Raw genomic sequence first — 21,547 nt, 5'->3', positions numbered from 1 at the left:
CCAAACAAAGTTTGTTTGGGGCGTCAGCCTCTATATTAGAGCTTTACTACGTTTTCAGCTTGTGGTCCGCGGTTGCCTTGCACGATGTTGAATTCTACGCGTTGGCCTTCGTCCAAAGATTTGTAGCCGTCTCCAACGATTGCGCTGAAGTGTACGAATACGTCGCTACCGCCTTCAACTTCGATAAAACCGAAGCCTTTTTCTGAGTTAAACCATTTTACTGTTCCTGTTTCCAACTGGATTCCCACCTTTTTCTTAATTTTACATGACATCTATTTGAAAATAAAAAATCACATAATGGACAAGGTTATTAAAAATAGAATAACCCTCTACGTTATGTGAATTCGTTAGGTCACTATTCCAATAACTTTATTATATCACAACTGGAAACAAATAGATACAGTCTATTTTGGAATCCGTTACGTGTATTTGTCTTATCAGCAAAAAGGGTGCCTCCATTTTTGACTACGGAGATACACCCTCCTTCATCCAAATGTAATTTACGAAAGTGCTCCAATGAACCGTACTACTCTTTATCCTCGGACTGCTGCTGGCCGAACGCCTCCTTGGCGTCATTTACCATTTCCTTCGCGAATTCCTCTCTTTGCTTGTCCGGCACCGGCATCTTGTTCAGTTCCGTTCTTTGCACCTCATATTTGCTTGCTTCCTGGGAATTGTTGTTTTCCATGATTGCTTGCGCACCCCCTTCAGCTTACCAATTCACCTATATATAGGATGATGCAAAATAGATCATTTTATTCATTTATAACAATTCTGTATCGCATGCGGCTTCCAGCGCGCGGTGTGGCGCCCTAGATGTTGGCAGTTCAGCTGGATGACGGAGCTTGAGAAGCGCCTTGGCTTCGATGTAGCGAATTTGATCACGAGTTACGCCAAACCTCATCGGGACCAAGCATTCTGCAATTGCTTACGGAACCCACAATCGTAGACAGCGCTTCTAAATTACTCTAACGAAACTCACAATCGTTATTTAGTCAAAATAGCGCATCTAAATGCTCTAACGAAACCGGGAAACGTTATTGATTAAAATAGACGGTAAAGAAGCTGGATTTTCGCCAAATAACGCTTTGGAGTTTCGTTAGATTTGAAAAAACACTCTTTTCGTGAATATAACGCTCCTCAGTTTCGTTAGGCGCATTCAGGCGCATTAAGACTCATTCAGACTCATTCGGACGAATTCAGACGCGTCCATTCCATGCATGCTCAATCCGATACGAAGAAGCTTCCAACCGTTCACTGTACGACAGGCCATGCAAAGTACATTCTTTATGTGGCCGCAATACAGCATAAAATCCAAAAAAACAGAGCCATACCGCTATCAAGCGATACAGCCCTGCTCCAATACTCTACTTCGCCATAAATGCCTCGGGGCGATCGAGCCGGTATAAATTACGGTACCGCTCCGATGTGGCCAACAGCTCCGCGTGAGAGCCTCTCATTTCGACACGTCCGTTCTCCATAAAAATGATCTCATCCATCTGCTCGGCGCCAACCAAATGATGCGTGACCCAAACCAGGGATTTGCCCTTCATGGTTTCCAGTATGGTTGCGATCAGATCGTTTTCCGTACGCGGATCAAGTCCGACGGTCGGCTCATCCAGGATGACCACAGGATTATTCTGAAGCAGCACCCGCGCCAAAGCAATCCGCTGGCGTTCCCCGCCGGAGAAACGCTGCCCTGTCTCATGCATCGGCGTTTTGTAGCCAAGCGGAAGCGATGCAATCAGCCGGTCCAGCTTCACCTGGGCGGCCGCCCGCCGAACGTCTTCATCCTCCGCGCTGCGGTCACCCAGGCGGATATTGTTCTCTACCGTCGTATCGAACAGATGCGGGCTTTGGTTCAGCACGGACACGACCTGCGGCATCTGTTCGCCAATGGCATATGCCTCCGTTCCGTTCAGGGAGACGGTCCCTTTCGAGGGAGCCAGCGCCCCTTCGATCAGCTTCAGCAGCGTCGATTTGCCTGCGCCGCTGCGCCCAATGATGGCGATCCGTTTACCCTGCGGCAGATCAAGCGATACATTTTCCAATGACCACGGAGAAGCATCATCATAACGGTAGCTGACGTTCTGTACTGTAAGGTGGACGTCCGATCCAGCCAAACGCCTGACATCTTCAGCCGAAACGTAAGAATCCTCCTTCATTCCAGTCTGACCAGCCGTGCCATGGGAATTCCCGTCTCCGGGGATTCGGCCGATTTCCGAGAGCCGCTGCAGCGAACTCTGGTAATTCGGTATCTTTTCGATTGCGTCCGAAACCGGCATAAATGCATCCATCAGCGGAAACATCACTAAAGCAAATGCCGCTATGAGCGTTGGCGCAATATGCCCGCCGGCATATTCACGGGCCGCCCAAACAACCATCGACACGACGCTGAGGCCTACAACCGTCTGCCCGATCAGCTGCCGCCAGCGCGCCCAGCTTTTGAGCTGGCTGTTCACGCGGGCCGCCTCCCTCTCTTCCGCTTCATAAGCGGCAAGAAAAGCGGATTGCCTGCCGCTGATGACCCAATCGCTCATGCCTAGCACTGCGTCGGTGAGTTTGGTGTAAAGGTTGCTGCGCTGCTGCTTCGCCAGGCGGCTTTTGGCCTTGGTGATCAGCAGCGACACCCATGGCAGTACGGCAACGAGAATGAAAATATACAAAGCCATAAACAGCGCAAACCGGACATCAAACCAGCCCAAGGCAGCGATCGAAGCGATGTACATCACCAGCGCCACGATGCTCGGGAATACTGTTCTCAGGTAAACATCCTGCAAATATTGAATATCATCCGACAGCACGCCAAGCATATCTCCGGTACGGAACCGGGAGGATATGAACAAAGCCTGCGGCTCTAAGATCCGATACAGTCGCGTGCGCATAAGCGACACGATCCGCAGCACGGCATCGTGGCTGACCAGCCGCTCCACGTAATGCACGACCGCCCGGCTGATACCGAAGGTGCGCACCAGCACGATCGGCACATACACCATCAGAATATTTTCCGGCCGCAGCGCCGCCTTGGAAATCAGAAAACCCGAAGTGAACATGAGCATCGATGCGGTCAGGAGCGTCAGGCAGCCCAGCGCAATGATGATCAGAAAACGTCCCCAGTACGTCCGGACATAAGGACGAAGCCAGCTCTCTTCCCTCACTCTACTCCCTCCAGTTGCGATCGAATCAGCTCATAATAGGCTCCCTTACGGGCAAGCAGTTCCTCATGTGTGCCGGTTTCCGCGACCCGTCCGTGCTCCAGCACGATAATCAGATCCATCTCCGGCATCCAGTGCAAACGGTGCGTCGCCAAAAGCACCAGCTTGTTCTCAAACAGCGGCAGCATCGTCTGCTTCAGCTCATATTCCGTTTCAATGTCCAGATGCGCCGTCGGCTCATCCAGTAAAATAACAGGACGGTCGCTTAAGAACGCCCGGGCCAGCGCCACTCGCTGCTCTTGTCCGCCGCTCAGCTGGCGGCCGCCGTTCCCGATCATTTCCCGGATGCCAAGGGGCAGGTTCTGCACCAGCTCCGACAGCCCGGCTGCAGCCACCGCACGTTCCACGTCCGCATCCTCCGCATCCGGTACGTAGAAGCGGATATTATCAGCCAGCGTGCTGCTAAAAACATAAGGATGCTGCGGAATATACGTCGTCAGTTTTCTCCACTTATCTGTCGCAAGCGAACCCATTTGCAATCCATCCAAGGAGAAATGCCCTTCGGTCGGCTTCAAAAATCCGCCAAGCACATCGATCAAAGTGGATTTGCCGGCGCCGCTGGCGCCGATAATTCCGATTTTCCCCGTACCACAAATATCAAGCGACACTTCGCGCAATGAATGCGGACCATCCTCCTGATGCCGCACACCTACCTGGGACAGGCTTATTCGGCTGTCCTTTGTCCAGTTCAGTTCTTTCTTATCCTGACCGGCGGACTCTTCGCCTTCCTGATTCAAGGGCTCATCAATAATAAGCTGCATGGCAGCCCCAGCTTCTTTCCCATCCAAGGTGGCGTGGAAATCCGCACCAACCATACGTACCGGCAAAAAGTATTCCGGAGCCAAAATCAGGACCGTCAGCCCGGTGAGCAGATCCAAATTGCCGCCTATCAGCCGCAGACCCAAACCTACAGCCACAACAGCCACCGACAGCGTCGTAAAGAAATCCAAGGCAAAAGAAGACAGAAAGGCCACGCGCAAAGTGCGCATGGTCGCTGATCTGTAACGGTCGCTCACCCGGGCGATCGTATCGCTATGCGAGCGGCTCTGTCCCAGCAGCTTGAGCGTCTCCAGCCCGCGCAGCGAATCCACAAAATGGTTCGACAGCGTGCGGTACGTGTCCAGCTGCTTCTCTGTATGCTTGCGGGCAGCCAGCCCGACGAGAATCAAAAACGCAATCAGGATCGGCATCGTCAGGATCAAGATGATCCCTGATGTAATATCCTGCATGAAAACATAAACCAGGATGACCCATGGAATGATCGACATTCCCGCCATCCGCGGCACGATCAAGTCCAGATAGTTCCGGAACTTCGACGCGCCCTCCAGCACCAGCGTAACCAGATTTCCCGTTCCTTCCTGCTTCGCGAACCGCGGGCCCAATTGGAAAAGCTTATCCATCACCTGTTGCCGCAGGCTGGCTCCGGTCCGTTCAGCGAAAGCATAGCTGATTTTTTGCTGAATAAAGTTTATGATGTGCCGGGTCAGAAACGCGCCGAGAAACATCATGATTTTAGGGTATTGCGAATGTAGCGATTCACCGGCAAAGAGGGCGGAGAGAACCTCCGCCAGCCATCTTGCCAGCAGGATGATCGATACGCTCTGCACAAGCGTTAACAGCAGTATGAAGGCAAGTATTGGCTTTATCCCTTTGTAGCCGAGTAAATTCCGATCCATTAATATTCCAAATGTCCCTTCTCATGAACACGTTTATGGAACACAAAGTAACTCCAAATTTGATAGCCGAGCACGAAAGGCAGCAGGGATAAAGCCACGATCGTCATGACCTTCAGCGAGTAATGACCGGAAGCCGCGTTGGTTACCGTCAGGTTGAACGCGGTGTCGATGGAACTGATCATCACGTTCGGGAACAATCCGATGAAAAACGAAGCAATGGTCAATACGATCACCGCACCCGTCATACCAAACGCCCAGCCGTCTCTTTTCTTGCCGGAAAATACGGCTGCCAGAGCAAATGCGATAACCAGCAGCGCTATGACAGCTGTCAAAATACCGCCGCGAACGTTGAAAATTTCAGTATTGAAATAAGTCAGAACGAAGAAAGCCACAACCAGTACGGCCAGCGGCACCATCAGCATGCGTGCCATCCGGCGAGCGCGTTCCTGAAGGTCGCCCGTTACCCGCAGCGTGGTAAACAGAAGTCCATGCACGAGGCAAAGCACAACCATCGTCAAGCCGCCCACTACGGAGTAAAAATTCACGATATCGCCGAAGAACGAAGCTTTCATTTCCATCGCTTGGTCAATCGGCAAACCTTTAATCAAATCGGCAAACACAACGCCGAGCAGAAGCGGCGGAATCAAACTGCCGATGAAAATGACGACATCCCATGTCTTTCTCCAGGCCTCTTTTTCGACTTTGCCGCGATATTCAAAGGCAACACCTCGGCCGATCAAGGCAAGCAGCAGCAGAACAAGCGGGGTATAGAAACCGCTGAACAACGTCGCGTACCAGTTCGGGAAAGCGGCGAACATCGCGCCGCCGGCCGTCAGCAGCCAAACTTCGTTTCCGTCCCAGAAAGGACCGATGGAGTTAATCAGCACCCGGCGCTCCATATCGGTTTTCGCCAAGATACCCGTAGACATCCCGACGCCGAAATCGAATCCTTCCAGGAAGAAAAATCCGACAAACAAAACGGCAACGAGCACAAACCAAAGCTCATTAAGAGATAGCATGACGGTATCCCTCCTTATCAAATGGATCACTAGATACTTCTTCCTTCACAACCTCAAACGGACCTTTTTTGATCACGCGGATGAACAGATAAACCATAACTACCGCCAGAATAGCATAAATGCTCACAAAAGCGATAATCGAGAACAACACTTGGCCTGCGGTGACGCTAGGCGAAACTCCGTCCGCTGTTGTCATCAGTCCGAATACCGTCCATGGTTGGCGTCCGATTTCCGTCATGATCCAGCCCGAAGCATTCGCGATCTCCGGCAGTGCAATTGAAAACACCATCAGCCGCATAAACCATTTGTTGCGGTTCTCCAGCTTTTTGCGTGCTGCAAGATATACACCGTACAAGCTGAACAGAATCAGTAGGGAGCCGCTGGCTACCATGACCCGGAAGCTCCAGAAAGTCGTACGAACCGGCGGAATATAGTTACCGGGGCCGTATTCTTGTTCATATTGAGCTTGGAGTTCTTTCATGCCTTTTACTTCGCCGGAAAATTTACTGTACGAAAGGAAGCTGAGCATATAAGGGATCTGGAACTCCCCGGTATTTTTTTGGTTTTTGGTGTCGATGAATGCCGTTACCGTCCAAGCTGCGGGATCGCCACTGTTTTCCCACAGCGCTTCGGTCGCAGCCATTTTCATAGGCTGTGTTTTCACCAAATATTGTGCCTGCTGGTGACCGACGAGCGCAACGCCAATCGAGGACACCATGCCGATGATAATCGCGATGATAAATGATTTTTTGAAGAATTGAACATCTTGCTTTTTCAGCAGCTTATACGCACTCACGCCTGTAACCAGGAACGCGCCTGTCATAAATGCCGCCAAAATCGTATGCGGGAATTCAAGCAGCAACTGACCGTTGGTGATCAGCGCCAAAAAGTCGTTCATTTCGGCCCGGCCGTTGTTCATCGTAAAACCGACAGGCCGCTGCATGAAGGAGTTCGCCACCAAAATCCAGAACGCGGAAAAGACCGTTCCGATGGAGACCAACCAGATACAAAGCAAGTGAACCTTTTTCGAAAGACGTTCCCATCCGAAAATCCACAGACCGAGAAATGTCGATTCCAGGAAAAACGCCAGCAGCGCCTCGACCGCCAGCGGCGCTCCAAATACGTCGCCGACAAAACGCGAATATGCCGACCAGTTCATGCCGAACTGGAATTCCTGAAGAATACCGGTTACGACGCCGATCGCAAAGTTGATGAGGAACAGCTTGCCCCAGAACTTCGCCATGTTTTTATACTCTTCCTTGCCCTTAACGACGTACATCGTTTCCATGATTGCAATCAGGAATGCAAGACCAATGGACAACGGCACGAAGAAAAAGTGAAAAATCGTTGTCGCTGCGAATTGGATCCGAGACAGCATAACTACATCCATTTCTCTTCCCTCTTTCTCAAAATTATTCTGCCAAACCCCTTAACTTCGGATTCGCTAACACAAGTTTTTATATCCTTGAACCTTTGCAAAATCCTTTCCTTCATGTATTCTGGCAGACAAAAGAAGGCTTCAATGTGATAAATGTCACATTCTCAAGCCCGAAAATGAGCTAATGTGAATTATGTCACAAAATATTAAAATTTTAGGCATCCCTTTAATCAGGTCATATGAATTTACATACATATCCAATTCATTCGGCCGTATCCGGCGTCTATTGCCTGCTTGCTGCGATCCGCTTCTTGTGAACGGTATTTAATGAACATAAGCAAAAAAGCGCCGAGACGGCCGATATCAGCATACGCCAAATAAAAAGGACTGTTTCCAACCGGAGCCCGGCCGAAATCAGTCCCTTAATAGAGGTCATTCAAAAAGTCCGTTTTTGATCTGTGCTGAAAACCGACCTTTTTGAACACGCACTAATAGCAAGTTCTGCTGATCCTTTATATCTTCATCCTGTAATTGATGCTTTTTGCAAATCCCTGTTAGTCCCTGGATACATAATACTTGTTGGTCATGTACCAGGCGTCGCCTTTTTCCGTAGGCACTTTGCCCTTCTTCTTGTCCAAAAACACGATCTCGTTGCATTTGGAACAATACCATTTCGTCGTGTAGTATTGGGAAAAGGTCGTGTAGGTCGTCCCGCATTTGCAGTCGACTTTAAAGTACACGCGGTTCTCTTCATACGCCTTGGACAGCTGATCGGTGTTTGCTTCGGCAGGAGGGTTGCCCACAGGCTTAAGCACTTCGGCGTAATTAGAGAAACGGTTATGCACTTTGAAATCCGCAACCAGCTCTGGATTGAGGCCAAAAAACTCTTTGCCAATAGCTGTGATGAACTTTGCATCGGTACGATAGCACTCGATCCATTCCTGAATTTGCTTATTCGATAAAGGTACAGTTCCTTTAATGCCACTATTCAAGGTGTAGGTCATGATGGTTAAATTCTCATTGTCTTCATAGAACATTAATTCAGAAACCTCCTTATGATTTCATATATTAATGTACTACTTCTTCGGACCATAATCAAAGTGAGAAATATAGGCAATCGACTATAAATCATATGATCGCCGGGTGAAAGTCTATAATGATCGACATTTGTACTTTTCAACATAATTATCAGTGAAATTCCATAGGTGAACAGACCGTGTTTTAAGGATGTCCTTCTGTGCGGTCCCAGGATGCTTTTTCTTGAAGTTTATACTATCTGATACGTAAAATAACCCCACAAAGTGGAGCCTATACTTCGATGCTTATTCCAAATACTTTGCGGGGACCCCCAAAAAAACTTATAAATTCTATACTGCTAAAAAACACCCCTTGCCGAGGTGTTTTTAAACCTATATCCCAAACCTAAAGATATGCCCGTCTATATCTCATGACTTTGCGGTACATGCTCTTATCGGATAGCTGGTTGAAAATATACGGATCCGGATTGGTATTGACCTCCAGTATCCAAGGCGTCCACGTTTTGTCAAACCCAATGTCAAGCCCGATTTGCCTGAATCCGGGATATTGGGCATGCATATGGCGTGCAACCTTCACACCCAATTTTTTCAGCACCCCCATCGTTTTCAGGGCACGGTCCGAGGACATATGCGCTCCAAGCAGACGCTTAATATCCATCGGTTTGCCTCCGCTATGGTAATTCGTCACGATTTTCCCCGGATGCGCCACGCGGCCGATCACCCCAGTCGTTTCCCAGTTTCCTTTCGGGCTGAGCTGAACCATAACGCGGACATCAAAATAACGGCGGTTGTATTTGACGAGATGGATTCCTTTTTGGATAAGGTACATTTTTTTTCCCGTTAACCGGTGAAGGGATTCATACAGCGAATTAAAGTCTTTATTCATTTTTTCTTTCGTTCCCAGCTGATAGGAATACCCCTTGCCATCCAGCTTCTCCACCCGGGTCACGCCTTTTCCAAAAGTCCCCACATCCGGTTTGACATAAACCATTTCATAGTGATCCAGCATGGACTTCAAAGCCGGTTTACTGAACTTTCTCGTGTCCGGTATGACTGATTTAACGTCATGGTGCTTCTCCAACAATTTCGTTTTTGTCCACTTGCTCATCAAGGTTCTACGCTGCTTTTTTTTCGCGATCATCTCTTGATCTCTCCTGTCAAACGTTCTCATAGGCATAGGCATAGATAAGGCAAAAATAAATATTTTTATAATATAGATTATGCTGCTGCCTTTGCCTTTGCACAGGCCCTTGCTCCCTTCCAAGACATATTAGGTAAACTATACCGGACAAAAGAGCGTACTCACGTTAACCAGTCTGCATACAAATTATGTATGGCCTTATTCGGCGGCTATCTGCCAGACAGGAGGAAGAGAGACTTGAACCTGTTAATCGTTGCGCCTGAACAATTTCCCGTTCCCGGTAACGGCTCGGTCGAAATTTGCATCCTCTCCATCGCAAGACTGCTTGCAAAACGGCACAGCGTGACCGTGGTGAGCAGGGCTGCGGCTGGACTGCCTGCGGAAAGCAAAGAAGGGGGCGTCGAAATCGTTCGGGTTCGTGCGGGAAGCCCCAAAATATATTTGGCGTCCGTTCTCCGCTATCTTCGCGGAAAAATATTCGATTGTATTCAAGTGGACAACCGTCCTCACTACATGGCTGTGATCCGAAAGGCTGTTACTCCGAAGACGAAGGTCACTCTGTTTCTCCATTCGCTCACTTTTGTCCCGCAAACGAGCCATGTTGCATCCAGTATCAAACATGCCGATCTCATTATCGCTAACAGCAGCTCCCTGAACCAAAAGATCTCAAGCCGTTTCCCCGCTGTGTCGCAAAAAATCCGCACGGTAGAGCTAGGGGTGGATACTGGGCGCTTTCATCCTCCAAGCGATGCCGAACGGACTCAAGCCAAATTAAAGTACCGAATGAAAGGGGATTTTACCTTTACCGTCCTTTTCATAGGGCGTATCATTCCCCAAAAAGGAGTCCACGTTCTTCTGAAAGCCGTACAGCTGGCCAGCAGACAATTGCCCGTGAAACTGGTTATCGCCGGAAAGGGAAACCCCGCTTATATGAAGCAGCTGCGAAAACAGGCGGCAAAGCTGGGAGTTTCCGTGATTTGGGCCGGAAAAGTCAGCCATGCGGAAATACACCGCCTGTACCAATTGGCGGATTGCTTTGTGTGTCCTTCTCAAAGACATGAAGCTTTTGGCCTTGTCAATGTGGAAGCCATGGCCTCTGGATTGCCCGTTATTGCCTCGAAAACCGGAGGGATACCTGAGATCGTAAAGCATGGCGAAAGCGGTTATCTGGTTGACCGTTACCATCGCCCTGAATCCTTTGCCGAATATCTTGTCCGGTTAGGCAAAAACAGCGTGCTTCGAAGCGCATTGGGCAAGGCCGGCCGCAGCATCGTTCTTGAGCGTTTTACATGGAGCCAGACCGCCTCCCGTTTAGCTTCCCTGTATGGGGGGAGAGATTCCAAACCTATATCAGAAAACAAAGAACCCCTGTAAAAAGGGATTCTTTGTTTTACACTTATAGCCGAGGATGCCTCGGTGGTACATATATTTAACGGAAAGCCAGCTCCCATCCGAAGAAGTTGAGGACGAGCAACAGCAGCATCCATAGGTACTCTCCGTAAGGCAATAATGTAAAGCCGAAATGGGCTCCCGCAAACACTCCAAGCAGCAGCATCAATCCCAAAATAACAAATCCGTTGCCGGATTGCGTATTCTGAAAAGGCTGCGAAAACGGCAGTCCTTTCTCCAAAACCATAAAGCTCAAAACCGTGTACAGCAAAACGCTGAGCAGAATTGCGATCAAGCCGGGGATGATCCGCACACCGAAAATAACCGTGAAAATAATGCTCTGCAAAACAAATATCGGAGCAAACAACCTGGCCAACATCGCCTTAAGCGTGCCCTTATAGACCGGAGCCGCATCCTTCAGCGGAACGGTTTGATAAATCCATGCCCCTTTATGGTTGCCGGAAAACTTGAGCATCATGATCATGGTCGGAATCATCAATGCGCAAAAATAGAGAAATAAGAAGCCATTGCCTGTCCGCATCTCCGCGAACCCGCCTTTTGAACCCAGCATATTAAACATGAAGATAAACGGGAAAATGATTGAAAACCCGAGCTGTGGATACACTTTCAGTTTAAAATCACGTTCGCGCCCCATCATGTCCCAGCCAAAACGGAAGAACAACTTCTCCGTGTTTTCGCGGCACAAAATGGCAGCCAGCTTATCCTGAAGCCGAAACCGGCCGGTTTTGCCCCGGGCCTGATGGGAAGCCAGCTTTTGCAAATTACGTTCGAAGGAAGGCATCAGCAGGAAATAGATCCATAAAGCCAAAAGTGGCCCTAAAAAGGACAAGATAGAGAAGATAACCACGTACGTATTTCCGCTTCCGCCCATCAGCCATTCAAACGGAGACGCAAACCAGGTTGGAAAAATAAAGATCTGCCACCATTTCGCCGTAAAACCGATGTCCAAATCCGCTAATTGAAACAACCTGGAGATAAACTGGTAACCTACTGTGATGGCGATCGTAAGCGCGATCTGTACATAGTTGATAATATCCTTCAGCTTCTCCCCGTCGAAAAACCGCAACACCAGCCAATACAGCGCCGCCGTCAATGCGACGATAAAGATGTCCATCAGAATGATCTCTACCAAAAATAACAGAAAAAACAAAACCCCTTGCCGAAACAATGAGACCACGAGCGGAATTACCGTTAATGCCCCCGTTAACAGCAGCAAATATATGATCACATGCAGCAGCTTCGCCATATTGATCGTTTTGCGATGAATCGGTCTTGAGAATAAAATATTACGGTCCCGAATATCCAGCATAACCGATGAAAAATCGGAAATCAGGGAGGTTGTAACCATAAACATAAGAATGCCGAACACCAGGCTCATCTGGAACATGTAATTCAATTTCATAACCACGAATGGCACCAGCACGATACTCAGAATGACATAAATCACCAATGATTTAATGAACTGGTTGGACTGCGAAGCCACGTCAGCATTTTTATTGGCTTTCGGATTGATCGTTGGCGCCCGCCGTCCGTCCATCAGCAGCTTGATCTCCAAAATTTTGCGCATGACCTCATAGTCGACGCCTAATTTTTCAAATACATGCCGCAGCGGATCAAGAATTTGCAGCCATTTGATCGTCCCCATCCGGCTACACCTCCTGAATGATCGACACAAACGACGACGCTACATCCTTATATTCATGGAATCCGGTCAGATCATTAAAGATCTGCTCCAGCGAGCGCTCATGCGACTGCTCCTTTAGCTCCTCGAAGCTGCCGTCGGCAGCGATGCGGCCCCCATTAAGCAGCAAAATGCGGCTGCTGATCTTCTCTACGACATCCATGATATGCGAGGAATAAAAGATCGTTTTGCCTTCCGCCGCCAGCGCCGCCAAAATCTCCTTCACAATCATAACGCTGTTGGCGTCCAAGCCGCTGAGCGGTTCATCCAAAAACAGAATATCCGGGTTATGCAGCAGGCTCGAGATAAGCAGCACTTTCTGGCGCATGCCTTTGCTGAACGAAGAAATCCGATCGAAGTACACTTCCTCCAGCCCAAACTTGGCCATCAGCCGTCTCGCCTTGTGGTCCGCCTTCCGCTGCGCAAGTCCGTACAGCTCTCCGACAAACACCAAGTATTCCTGTGCCGTCAAGCTATCGTACAGCTCTGCTACCTCGGGCACGTAACCGATGCGGCGTTTGTATTCGATATCCCCGTCCGCAATGTCCCTGCCAAAAATACGCACCTCTCCCTGGTAACCCGATACCAAGCCGAGCATAATTTTGACCGTTGTGCTTTTGCCGGCACCGTTGGGACCGATATAACCAATAATTTGTCCCTTGTACACTTCCAGATCAATGCCTTGCAAAATCGGCTTGTCTCCATAACTCATTTCCAAATTGCGGATGGATATGACGGGTTCGTTTTCATTTCCTATCGTTCCTGTCAATTTGCATCTCTCCCTTGTTTCCGCTTTATGACTGTTCAAGAAATCTCTCTTTTCAAATACTAACATAGTTTCTGGGGCAGCCGGGAGTATATTAGAGGCATCAGAAAAAAAAGGGCCGTCCCCAAGGTCACTTGACCCAGGGCGGCTCTTTTGTCTGTTATAAGAACGCTGCGGAACGAAGCATTCCTCCAATCGCTGTTGCCCCCAAATATCCTGAATTCATCTTAAAGGAAGATATATCGGGGACAAAGGCGACCGCTACCGCTTTTCCGGAATTGCTTCGTTCTCTCCGCTGCTTCGTTCGTCTCCATATAAAAACACAAAAAGAAACCGTTTCTTAGTAAAATGGAAGTGCGACCCACCATTTATGAAAGGAACGGTTTCTTTGTACATTCAATATACCATGAAGCTACAATGTGCAGATCGGAACGGAAAATCAGTTTATTGTCGGCTACAGCCTGCATCAACGCCCGACGGACACACGCTGCTTAAAGCCTCACTTGGAGAAGGTTAAGGCCGCTCTTGGCAAGCTGCCGGGAACGGTCGTCGCGGACGCTGGATATGGCGGGGAAGAAAACTACGCGTATTGGGAAAGCGAAAAGTTATTTATTGATTTAGAAAAGTGTCTGCCTTGCTGCGGATCTCATCGAATCCCTTCAAATAAGGAGTGATTAAAGACAAGTAAGAACTGCGGTATTTGGCAAAACTTTGATCGGCAGCAGTTTCGGTAATATTTTTGACTTCGCCCGGTTTGCCGTTGTTATAGCTCTGCTGGGTCCACGTACTTTCGATTCCGGAAACCTTTTTGATTATTTTCACGCCATCGATCATCTGATTATTTTTGTAAGTGCCTGCCGCAATCACAGAGGGGGACAGGTGGATTTCATCGTAAAGATTTTTGTTATTCTTGTTGGAGTAATGAAACGAATAGCTTGCCAACTGCTCATCGGCATTTGAATCGAGCATCTGAACCTTGCGCGGATCAATCAGCTTCAAGGACTTGCCTTCCATTTTAACAGCGACTTTAGAGTCCTTATAGGCAAACCACGCTTGGAATTCGTCATCCAAATAACCACTGTACCCGGCCGTGAAGTCATCGTCTTTAAATGATCCTTTCCGGATCTCGTAGCTGTAACCACCTTCCTTTTGAATCCAGCCTCCATCTTCTTTCTTTTGATAACTGGCATCACGGATCGAATGAACTTCAGTCCCCTGCCCGTTCTGTCTATTATTGGCCCATTGCCCTTCGTAATGTGTCTTCCAATCCCTGTCGTGGTATAGCTTGTCCTCTTTATCGAAAACTTTGTCTTCCTTTAAATGAAAAGTATATTTACCGAAACCTGATTTAACTCCATTTACCCAATTCCCTTCATATCGGCCAAGTCTTCCTGAGATAAGTGTTCCCTTACCATTCGGTTTGCCGTTTTTGACCTGACCTGTGTATACCGATCCATCCCCAAAATCCAAAGTGGTTTCCGCCGCCTGGGCATGTGCCATTTCAGCCCCCGTGACTGTGCCCAGCAGAATAGATACCGCCAACATCAACTTATACATTATTTCCCTCCTATGAAATGAACTACTAATATTAACGGTGAATATTATCAAAAAGTTAAATATCAGGAATTTTGATTCGAAGTCCGACTCGTTTATCCCTCTTATATTGCCCATGACAGAGCTGCAAAAAAAGAAAAAGCCCTTTTGGGGCTCCTCTTAAAACAGCTCATATTCTATCTCTACCTGCGGACCAAATCCTCCCGCACCGGCGTAAAGCAGTCCAGCAAGGCGCTTGGCTCAAGAGCTTTGGCGCCGTGTCTGGCCCCTCCCGGGATGACAATCGTTTCGCCGGCTGTGATGACCGTCTTCTCACCTTCGATGGTAAACTCGACTTTCCCCTTCAGGCAGTAGGACATCTGCTCATGCGGATGCGAATGCTCATAACCTTCCGCTCCTTCTTCGAAATGAACCTCCATCAGCAGCAGCGACGCGCCCGGCTCCATGATTTTGCGGATGACGCCAGGTTCCGCATCTTCCCATTTCCCGATGTTGCTCATCCCACATTCTCCCTTCCGTAAATATGATTCCTTGCCCAAAGCCCCCCTTATTCCAAAGAGCCATTCATCCCCCGCCTATGAAGGCGTTGCAGTGAAGAATCCCTAATTTTCGATCTTAAACGCTTTACTGATCTCAATCTTCTGCGTCCGCCCGTTATCCGTAAAATAGAGATTATAACTAAAACCTTGGTCATCCATAAAATACGACACGTATTTGCCGCGCTCGCTGTGGCGTTTCGGTACAAGCAGCGTGGCAATCCGGTGTGAGGCCGCTGCCGGCGTCTCGGCGCGAAGATGCCAATGTCTCTCCAAACCTTCAATCTCCGCAGGGTCCACACCCGTAAATTCATCCGACTGGGTCAAAGCAAGATCCCCCGCTGAACTGAACACAAACCGGCCTTCCATATCAGCCTTGCGGCCGTGAACATGAAACGACTGCCCCCTCAGTTCCATTTCGTAAAGGGTATGGAATAACCATTGAATGCGGGCTGGCTGCTCCAGATCCACCGAATCCACGATCACGAAATATGCATTCTGCACAAAGTAAATCTCCCTCTTATACTGCTTCAAATAAGGCACATGCTCAAGATAAGCCTGCGTCGGATTCATCCGCACATAGGAGTAATCCCTAAGGTGGAAAGCATCCTCCACTTCGCCCTTCGCCGCAATATTAAGCGCTTTGTTCATATCCGCGAACTGTCCGCGGCCATCGATCAGTATGGCGTTTTTCGAATGCGTCTGCCTGCGCCAGTTCAGGTGCATGGAGCTGTTAAAAGCGATATAATAACCGCTTTCGATCGCAAGCGGCTCACCGAAAGCATGCAGCAGAAAAGCGCCCTGATCGCCATGGCTGTGGCTGACGGAGCCATATCGGCTGCTTTTGGCGACCAGTGATATTTGCTCCGCCGGTTTATGCATCTGATGATGCATCGCCACCCAGCCGATGTCGCGGAACCATTTGACCGGCTTTATTCCTTCAGGCTCCACCGCCGGAACCTGCGGATAATTATGGCGGTACATCAGCTCGTCAAAGCGGAAGTCCCACCAGCCATAGTTATAAAATAAATCATCCGCTTCCGGATTCCGGTCCTTCAGCTGTTCGTAATACCATTGATACCAGCCATTGCCCGTAATCCCGGCATACTGGCGCATGTTGAAGCCTACCTTCTTGATGATGTCGTCACCCAGCGAGGAGTTGTCTCCAAACGAGGCGCGGGTCGACGCGACGGGACTGTAGCAGTAGAGGGGGAAATCCCCCGTATGCTGAAAAAACGTCCGCCGGAATACGTCCAGCCCTGCAAAGTTTTTCAGCAAATTCAGCGCTTCGGTCAGATATGCCATACCCGTAGTCCAATAGTGCGGGCCTTCCGCCCATCCGCCGTCTTCCCCTCCCCAAGGTGAGAAAAGCGTGTAATAATACTCCACCGTATAATCCAGCCACTCCCTGACCTCCGGCTCTTCGTCAAACAAAGCGATACAGCAAGGCACCAATACGGAAGAAAGGGAGCGAACCGCGTGGCTGTCATAAGGCACCTGATGGATTTTGGAACGTTCAATGACATGAACGGCGACCTGGCGGGTACGCTGCAGCAGCCTTTCCCGGACGAGCCCGCGTTCATCAACCGTTAGCTCATCATACTGCCAGTCGTACCCCCAAGCGAGCGCCCCGGCGATCCGGAATGCGGACTCGTCGTTATAATCCCGGCTGGTCGGCCCATCGGGATCCCAAGAAGCCGCATGAAGCAGCCACCGCTTGGCCTGATCCTTAAGCGCCGCATCTTTCAGGACGACAGCTGCAATGCTCAAATGCCGGATCGCGTACAGCACCTCCTGGCAGGCCAGATAGCTTTGCCGCCAAAGCGCAGCCGTCCGCTTATTGCCTGGATACGGCGCGGGCTCCGCGATTAATTCCCGGCTGGTCCAAGGCAGGACCGACCGCTCATAAAATTCCGGCCAGCCCGTACTAGCTGCATCTTGGTTGAGCCGTTCCCGGAAAGCTTCAAGTTCATCTGCCTGCAGCCACAACCTCGGATGTACGGCCCGTACCCCCGCATACCGTTCCGCACGCGCCGCCAAAGGTGTCTCCGGCAAATGGGCAGGGACCTCAAATTTCCGTACCCGGCTCCATTCCGACAGCGAACCCTCCGCCCCTTGGCCATCGATAAGTGCATAACGCCAATAATAACAGCCCGGAATCAGTGCCTCATCGGGTGTAAAAAAGTTAAAGGGAATCGGTCCGTAAGTTTTTGTTTCTTTGGGGCCGAACTCAGGCAAAGAGGATATCTCCAGCATATATCGGTCATCTTCCAGCTTGGCGGGAATCCAGGTGAACCGCGGCGGATTTTCGCTGAGCCTTGTATCCTCGCCAGGGTGGTATTGAACCGTCAGATCACCGCTTAAAGGCTGGTACAACATATTCGTGGCGTTCATGAAAAGCATGCCTCCATCCTCTGTTTTTTAGCGCATGAAAAGTCCGCCATTGACCTCAATCGTTTCTCCTGTCAGGAAATCGGATAATGAGGAAGCCAGGTACAGCGCCGCATCCGCCACATCCTGCGGAGTGCCCTCCCGGCCGAGCGGAATTTTTGCCACCGTCGCCTGCCGTCCTTCGTTAGATGTATGTGTGGCATGAAATGCGGTTCGTCCAATAAATCCCGGTGAGATACAGTTCACATTAATGCCATGCGGGGCAACCTCTTTAGCGAGGCCTTTGGCATATGCCATTACCGCAGCCTTGCTCGCCGCATATATGGATGCGCCGGGGCCGCCTCCGTCATGCGCCGCCACCGAGGTCAAATGAATGATTTTCCCCGCGCCTTTGGCAATCATACCGGGAATGACAAGTTTATTCATGAATACACAGGATTTGAAATTCACATCCATGACGCGGGTATAATGCTCCTCGGTCATCTCGGTATTCGGCACGCGGCTGATCAAGTCGCCTGCATTATTCACGAGGATATCGATGGATCCTCCCAGTTTGGCTTCGATCTCCTCGACCATCGAGGTTATGTCCCCAACTTTCGTCACATCGGCATAACATGCCGCCGCGCGGCCGCCTGCCTGGATGATGCTTGCGACGGCCGCTTCCGCCTCTTCCTTCCCCTTCCGGTAATGAACGGCGACGGCCGCCCCTGCCGCGGCAAGCGTCTCCGCGATCTGCCGCCCAATCCCTGCGCTTGCGCCTGTTACCAAAGCGATTTTCCCTAGCAGTTCAATCGTCATCCCGCTCCCTCCTCGTATATGCAAGCCATGCTGCCGTCAAGCGGCAGCGACATCGTGATTTTGGTCCCTTCATGCATAACGCTGTCGATCGCTAAACCATACGTGTCGCCATACACCATTTGAATCCTGCGGTGGACGTTCATGAGTCCCAATCCACCCTGATGGTACATCGTATGGGAGTCCGTTTCGGCAAGCTGGTTCAAGCGGAGCTTCTCCCTTACCGCATGCAGTTTTTCATCCGTCATGCCTTCTCCATTGTCCGCCACGACGAGGAAAAAACGGCCGTCTTCCACAAATCCTTGAATGCCGATGCGATGCTGACTTTGTATGCCGTTTGGAAAAGCATGCTGAAACATATTTTCGATCAGCGGCTGCAAAGTAAGCCGGACCATTCTGTGAAGCAGCAGTTCCGGCGGAATATCGACATCCAGCTCAAACTGTCTTTGCGTGCGGTACTGAAGGATCGTCATGTAATTGAGCACATGCTTGAGCTCATCGACGACCGTAATCTCGGTTAAACTGGTTTGAATGGCATAACGCAGCATCGACGCCATCGCTTCGACCATTTCCATGATCTCCTCGGAATCCTGCACGACCGCATAACACTTGATGGTCTCCAGCGTGTTGTACAAAAAATGCGGGTTAATCTGAAGCTGCAGCGCCTGGAATTCCGCCTTATGCTGCTCCAGCGCGATTCTTTGCAGATTCAGCTCGGTCTTCTGGGATTTCAGTTCCGCTTCATACACCCGTTCAATCATCTCGGACAGCCGGGTTAACATTTTATTATAATTGCGAATCAAATAACCGAATTCATCCTGCCGGTCTTCGGGATCGATGGTTTGCCACTCCCCTTTTTCCATCAGCCGCATGTTCCGTACAAGCTTCTTGAGCGGCTGTACGAGCGACTTGCCGAATCTTCCGGCAATCCAGAGCGCGATCAGCAAAGTGACGGCCCCTGCGATGACTGTCGTATACCGGATGTTCAGAATCGGCTGGCGCAGCTCGCTCACCGGAACCGAAATGACCATGCGCCAATCGGCGGCATGCAGTGGCTTCGAGACATACATCCTTTTCATGCCGCCAACACGCGCCGTGAACGTTTCCTCGCCAACCAGCAGGTTCCGCCTAACGGTTTCATTCATATACTCGCTAGCCGCGGCCTGATTCGGCTTATCCACGAAGTTCCCCTTACCGTCAACAATAAAGGAATACCCCTGATCCCCAAGATCCATTTGGCCCCATAGTTTGGATATTTCCCGCGTATTCAGCTTCATTCCGAGAATGCCTCTCGGTTTATGCGATACGATGCCGCGTACCCGTCTCACAAACGTAATGTACTGGTCATCCTCCGGCGCGACCGAAGCCGAGTTGATAAGCGCGCCCATGCCGTTTTCCGGGAGACTTTTTTCGATTAGCTCGTAATAGGATTTGTAATCCTTCACTTCGTCCTGAATGATATCCTTGGTCGTAATGGCCTTGCCGTCCTGGTTGATGATATATATCAGCTCGATTTGCGGATAGATAATAAATGCCGAATCAAAAACCTCGCTTTGGATCTTCTGGGACAGCTCATAATACTGGTAACCGTTGTCCGGGTCCATCTCCATGAATTTCAAGACATCGCCGTTTGACAAGATCGTTTTGCTGGCATTATCGAATGTTTGCAAATACAGATCCGTATGATAGGCGGCATGGGCAATCATTTGCGACAAATACCGTTCAAGCTGCCGGTCCAGAAGCTTGGAGGATTGGAAATAAGTGATGGTGCCGACCACCGACAAGGAAATGACGATCAGGATCATGAAATAACCGAAAATACGGTTCGAAATGCTTTTACGAAAAAAACGCAGCATCAGATCCCCAGCTTCTGGCGGTATTCCGAAGGCGAAATGCCTTCATATTTTTTGAAGGTTTTGGTGAAGTTGGAGTGATCGGCGTATCCAACCGCATAGGAAATATCCGTAATTCTGTACCGCTCTTCGCCCAGCATCCGCTTGGCATGTTCCATCCGGCGTTTCGTCCGATATTGGACGAAGGTCTCCCCGGTCATCTGCTTAAACATGACGCTGAAATAATTCGGGTGCAGCCCGAGCAGTTCGGCAGCTTCCTCCAGCGATATTTCGCTGCCGAGATTGTGCTCGATATATTTTTTCACCTCTTCGATCGGGTCCTTCAGTTTGCCCTTCCTGCGCTTCTGCAGATAGTGCAGCGTTTGCCGAATACCGTCCGCAAACTGCCGGTAAGCGGCCGGGAACGGCATCCCCCGCTCCATTTGCAGCGGCTGCAGCATGATGTTTACGTCTCGGGCTTTCAGCTTTTTCGCGAGCAGAGCATGGAATTCCTCAAGCATTTCGATCCGCTGCGCGTCCAGCAGATGATATGAAGCCATCTCATGCTCCCAGATCTGCAGAAGCTCCTCCGCCCGTTCTTGGTTCAAGTAATATACCGCCTGCTCCATCTCCTGCATCCATTCGTCCACCTTAGCCATGGACAGATAAGAGGAGGCGGATTTCGCCGATTCCGCCCGCTGCACAAGTTTGCGGAGCGTGTCCTGCAAATCCCGCTTGCTGATCGGTTTAAGCAAATATTCTTTTACACCGTAGCTGATGCAAGTCTGCGCATACGTAAAATCGCCATACCCCGAGATCACGACCGTTTGAATCGGGGCATTCATCTCCGCGATACGCGCGCATAATGCAAGTCCGTCCATCACCGGCATCCGGATATCCGTAAATACAAAATCGGGGAGCTCCTCCGTTATCGCCGCAAGCGCCTCCTCGCCGTTTGAGGCCGGGCGGATCGAGGCGATATCAACCCCGGACTGCCGCAAAAATACCGTCAATCCTTTCAGAATCATAGGTTCGTCGTCGACAATAAGAACTCGGTACATGCTCCGGTAGCAGCTCCTTTCGATTTCGTATATTTTGCATGGGTGAATCGGGACT

General features: G+C 49.9%; 17 protein-coding genes and 1 pseudogene. 2 read left to right on the top strand and 16 right to left on the bottom strand.

Going from position 1 to position 21,547, the window contains the following annotated elements; translation table 11 throughout:
* Window positions 1–35: 35 nt before the first annotated feature.
* From cspD to L6442_RS01370, 8 genes are all read right to left on the bottom strand, one after another.
* Entirely contained in the window at window positions 36–236 is a 201-nt protein-coding gene (gene cspD / locus L6442_RS01405) for a cold-shock protein CspD (RefSeq protein ID WP_194234099.1), read from the bottom strand.
* A gap of 290 nt (window positions 237–526) precedes the next feature.
* On the bottom strand, window positions 527–688 hold the full coding sequence (locus tag L6442_RS01400) for a hypothetical protein (RefSeq protein WP_212979146.1): 162 nt from the start codon (window positions 686–688) through the stop codon (window positions 527–529).
* A 679-nt stretch (window positions 689–1,367) separates the two neighbouring features.
* Window positions 1,368–3,158, bottom strand: a complete 1,791-nt coding sequence (gene cydC, locus L6442_RS01395) for a thiol reductant ABC exporter subunit CydC (RefSeq protein WP_212979145.1) — start codon at window positions 3,156–3,158, stop codon at window positions 1,368–1,370.
* Window positions 3,155–4,891 carry a thiol reductant ABC exporter subunit CydD gene (cydD, locus tag L6442_RS01390; RefSeq protein WP_212979144.1) on the bottom strand — a complete coding sequence of 579 codons (1,737 nt, stop codon included), beginning with the start codon at window positions 4,889–4,891 and terminating at the stop codon, window positions 3,155–3,157. Before cydD ends, cydC begins: the two co-directional genes overlap by 4 nt.
* Window positions 4,891–5,910 carry a cytochrome d ubiquinol oxidase subunit II gene (gene cydB / locus L6442_RS01385; protein ID WP_212979143.1) on the bottom strand — a complete coding sequence of 340 codons (1,020 nt, stop codon included), beginning with the start codon at window positions 5,908–5,910 and terminating at the stop codon, window positions 4,891–4,893. Before cydB ends, cydD begins: the two co-directional genes overlap by 1 nt.
* Window positions 5,897–7,300: a cytochrome ubiquinol oxidase subunit I gene (locus L6442_RS01380; RefSeq protein WP_194234094.1), complete on the bottom strand. Its 1,404-nt coding sequence runs from the start codon at window positions 7,298–7,300 to the stop codon at window positions 5,897–5,899. The genes cydB and L6442_RS01380 overlap by 14 nt, the downstream gene beginning before the upstream one ends.
* 542 nt (window positions 7,301–7,842) lie before the next feature.
* On the bottom strand, window positions 7,843–8,325 hold the full coding sequence (locus tag L6442_RS01375; RefSeq protein ID WP_194234093.1) for a hypothetical protein: 483 nt from the start codon (window positions 8,323–8,325) through the stop codon (window positions 7,843–7,845).
* 385 nt (window positions 8,326–8,710) lie between these two features.
* Window positions 8,711–9,466, bottom strand: coding sequence for a YheC/YheD family protein (locus tag L6442_RS01370; RefSeq protein ID WP_237100171.1), 756 nt, complete (start codon window positions 9,464–9,466; stop codon window positions 8,711–8,713).
* 237 nt (window positions 9,467–9,703) lie between these two features.
* On the opposite strand from L6442_RS01370, the gene L6442_RS01365 reads away from it, so the two are divergent.
* Window positions 9,704–10,840: a glycosyltransferase family 4 protein gene (locus L6442_RS01365; RefSeq protein WP_212979142.1), complete on the top strand. Its 1,137-nt coding sequence runs from the start codon at window positions 9,704–9,706 to the stop codon at window positions 10,838–10,840.
* Between the two features lie 55 nt (window positions 10,841–10,895).
* Here the strand turns inward: L6442_RS01365 and L6442_RS01360 are convergent, their stop codons facing one another.
* Both L6442_RS01360 and L6442_RS01355 read right to left on the bottom strand, forming a co-directional pair.
* Complete coding sequence (locus L6442_RS01360; RefSeq protein WP_212979141.1) at window positions 10,896–12,521, bottom strand: hypothetical protein; 1,626 nt, start codon at window positions 12,519–12,521, stop codon at window positions 10,896–10,898.
* A 4-nt stretch (window positions 12,522–12,525) separates the two neighbouring features.
* Entirely contained in the window at window positions 12,526–13,269 is a 744-nt protein-coding gene (locus L6442_RS01355; RefSeq protein WP_237100347.1) for an ABC transporter ATP-binding protein, read from the bottom strand.
* A gap of 467 nt (window positions 13,270–13,736) precedes the next feature.
* Between L6442_RS01355 and L6442_RS01350 the strand changes: the two are divergent.
* Window positions 13,737–13,928 (top strand): annotated as a pseudogene (locus L6442_RS01350) (transposase); the annotation flags it as partial.
* A 4-nt stretch (window positions 13,929–13,932) separates the two neighbouring features.
* On the opposite strand, the gene L6442_RS01345 reads toward L6442_RS01350, so the two are convergent.
* The 6 genes from L6442_RS01345 to L6442_RS01320 form a co-directional block, all read right to left on the bottom strand.
* Window positions 13,933–14,880 (bottom strand): MORN repeat-containing protein, encoded by a 948-nt coding sequence (locus L6442_RS01345; RefSeq protein WP_212979139.1) that lies wholly within the window; start codon window positions 14,878–14,880, stop codon window positions 13,933–13,935.
* Between the two features lie 179 nt (window positions 14,881–15,059).
* Window positions 15,060–15,377 (bottom strand): cupin domain-containing protein, encoded by a 318-nt coding sequence (locus L6442_RS01340; RefSeq protein WP_212979138.1) that lies wholly within the window; start codon window positions 15,375–15,377, stop codon window positions 15,060–15,062.
* Window positions 15,378–15,479: 102 nt separating this feature from the next.
* Window positions 15,480–17,807, bottom strand: coding sequence for a DUF4962 domain-containing protein (locus L6442_RS01335; protein ID WP_212979137.1), 2,328 nt, complete (start codon window positions 17,805–17,807; stop codon window positions 15,480–15,482).
* A gap of 27 nt (window positions 17,808–17,834) precedes the next feature.
* A complete protein-coding gene (locus L6442_RS01330) occupies window positions 17,835–18,602 on the bottom strand; it encodes an SDR family NAD(P)-dependent oxidoreductase (RefSeq protein WP_212979136.1) in 768 nt (255 codons plus the stop codon).
* A complete protein-coding gene (locus L6442_RS01325) occupies window positions 18,599–20,455 on the bottom strand; it encodes a sensor histidine kinase (protein WP_212979135.1) in 1,857 nt (618 codons plus the stop codon). Before L6442_RS01325 ends, L6442_RS01330 begins: the two co-directional genes overlap by 4 nt.
* The gene (locus L6442_RS01320; protein WP_212979134.1) at window positions 20,455–21,492 is read right to left on the bottom strand and encodes a response regulator; all 1,038 of its coding nucleotides are present in this window, start codon (window positions 21,490–21,492) and stop codon (window positions 20,455–20,457) included. The genes L6442_RS01325 and L6442_RS01320 overlap by 1 nt, the downstream gene beginning before the upstream one ends.
* Window positions 21,493–21,547 lie beyond the last annotated feature (55 nt).

The sequence above is a fragment of the Paenibacillus azoreducens genome (assembly GCF_021654775.1).
Classification (GTDB): domain Bacteria; phylum Bacillota; class Bacilli; order Paenibacillales; family Paenibacillaceae; genus Paenibacillus_AQ; species Paenibacillus_AQ azoreducens.
This window is presented reverse-complemented; position numbering and strand designations above follow the sequence as displayed.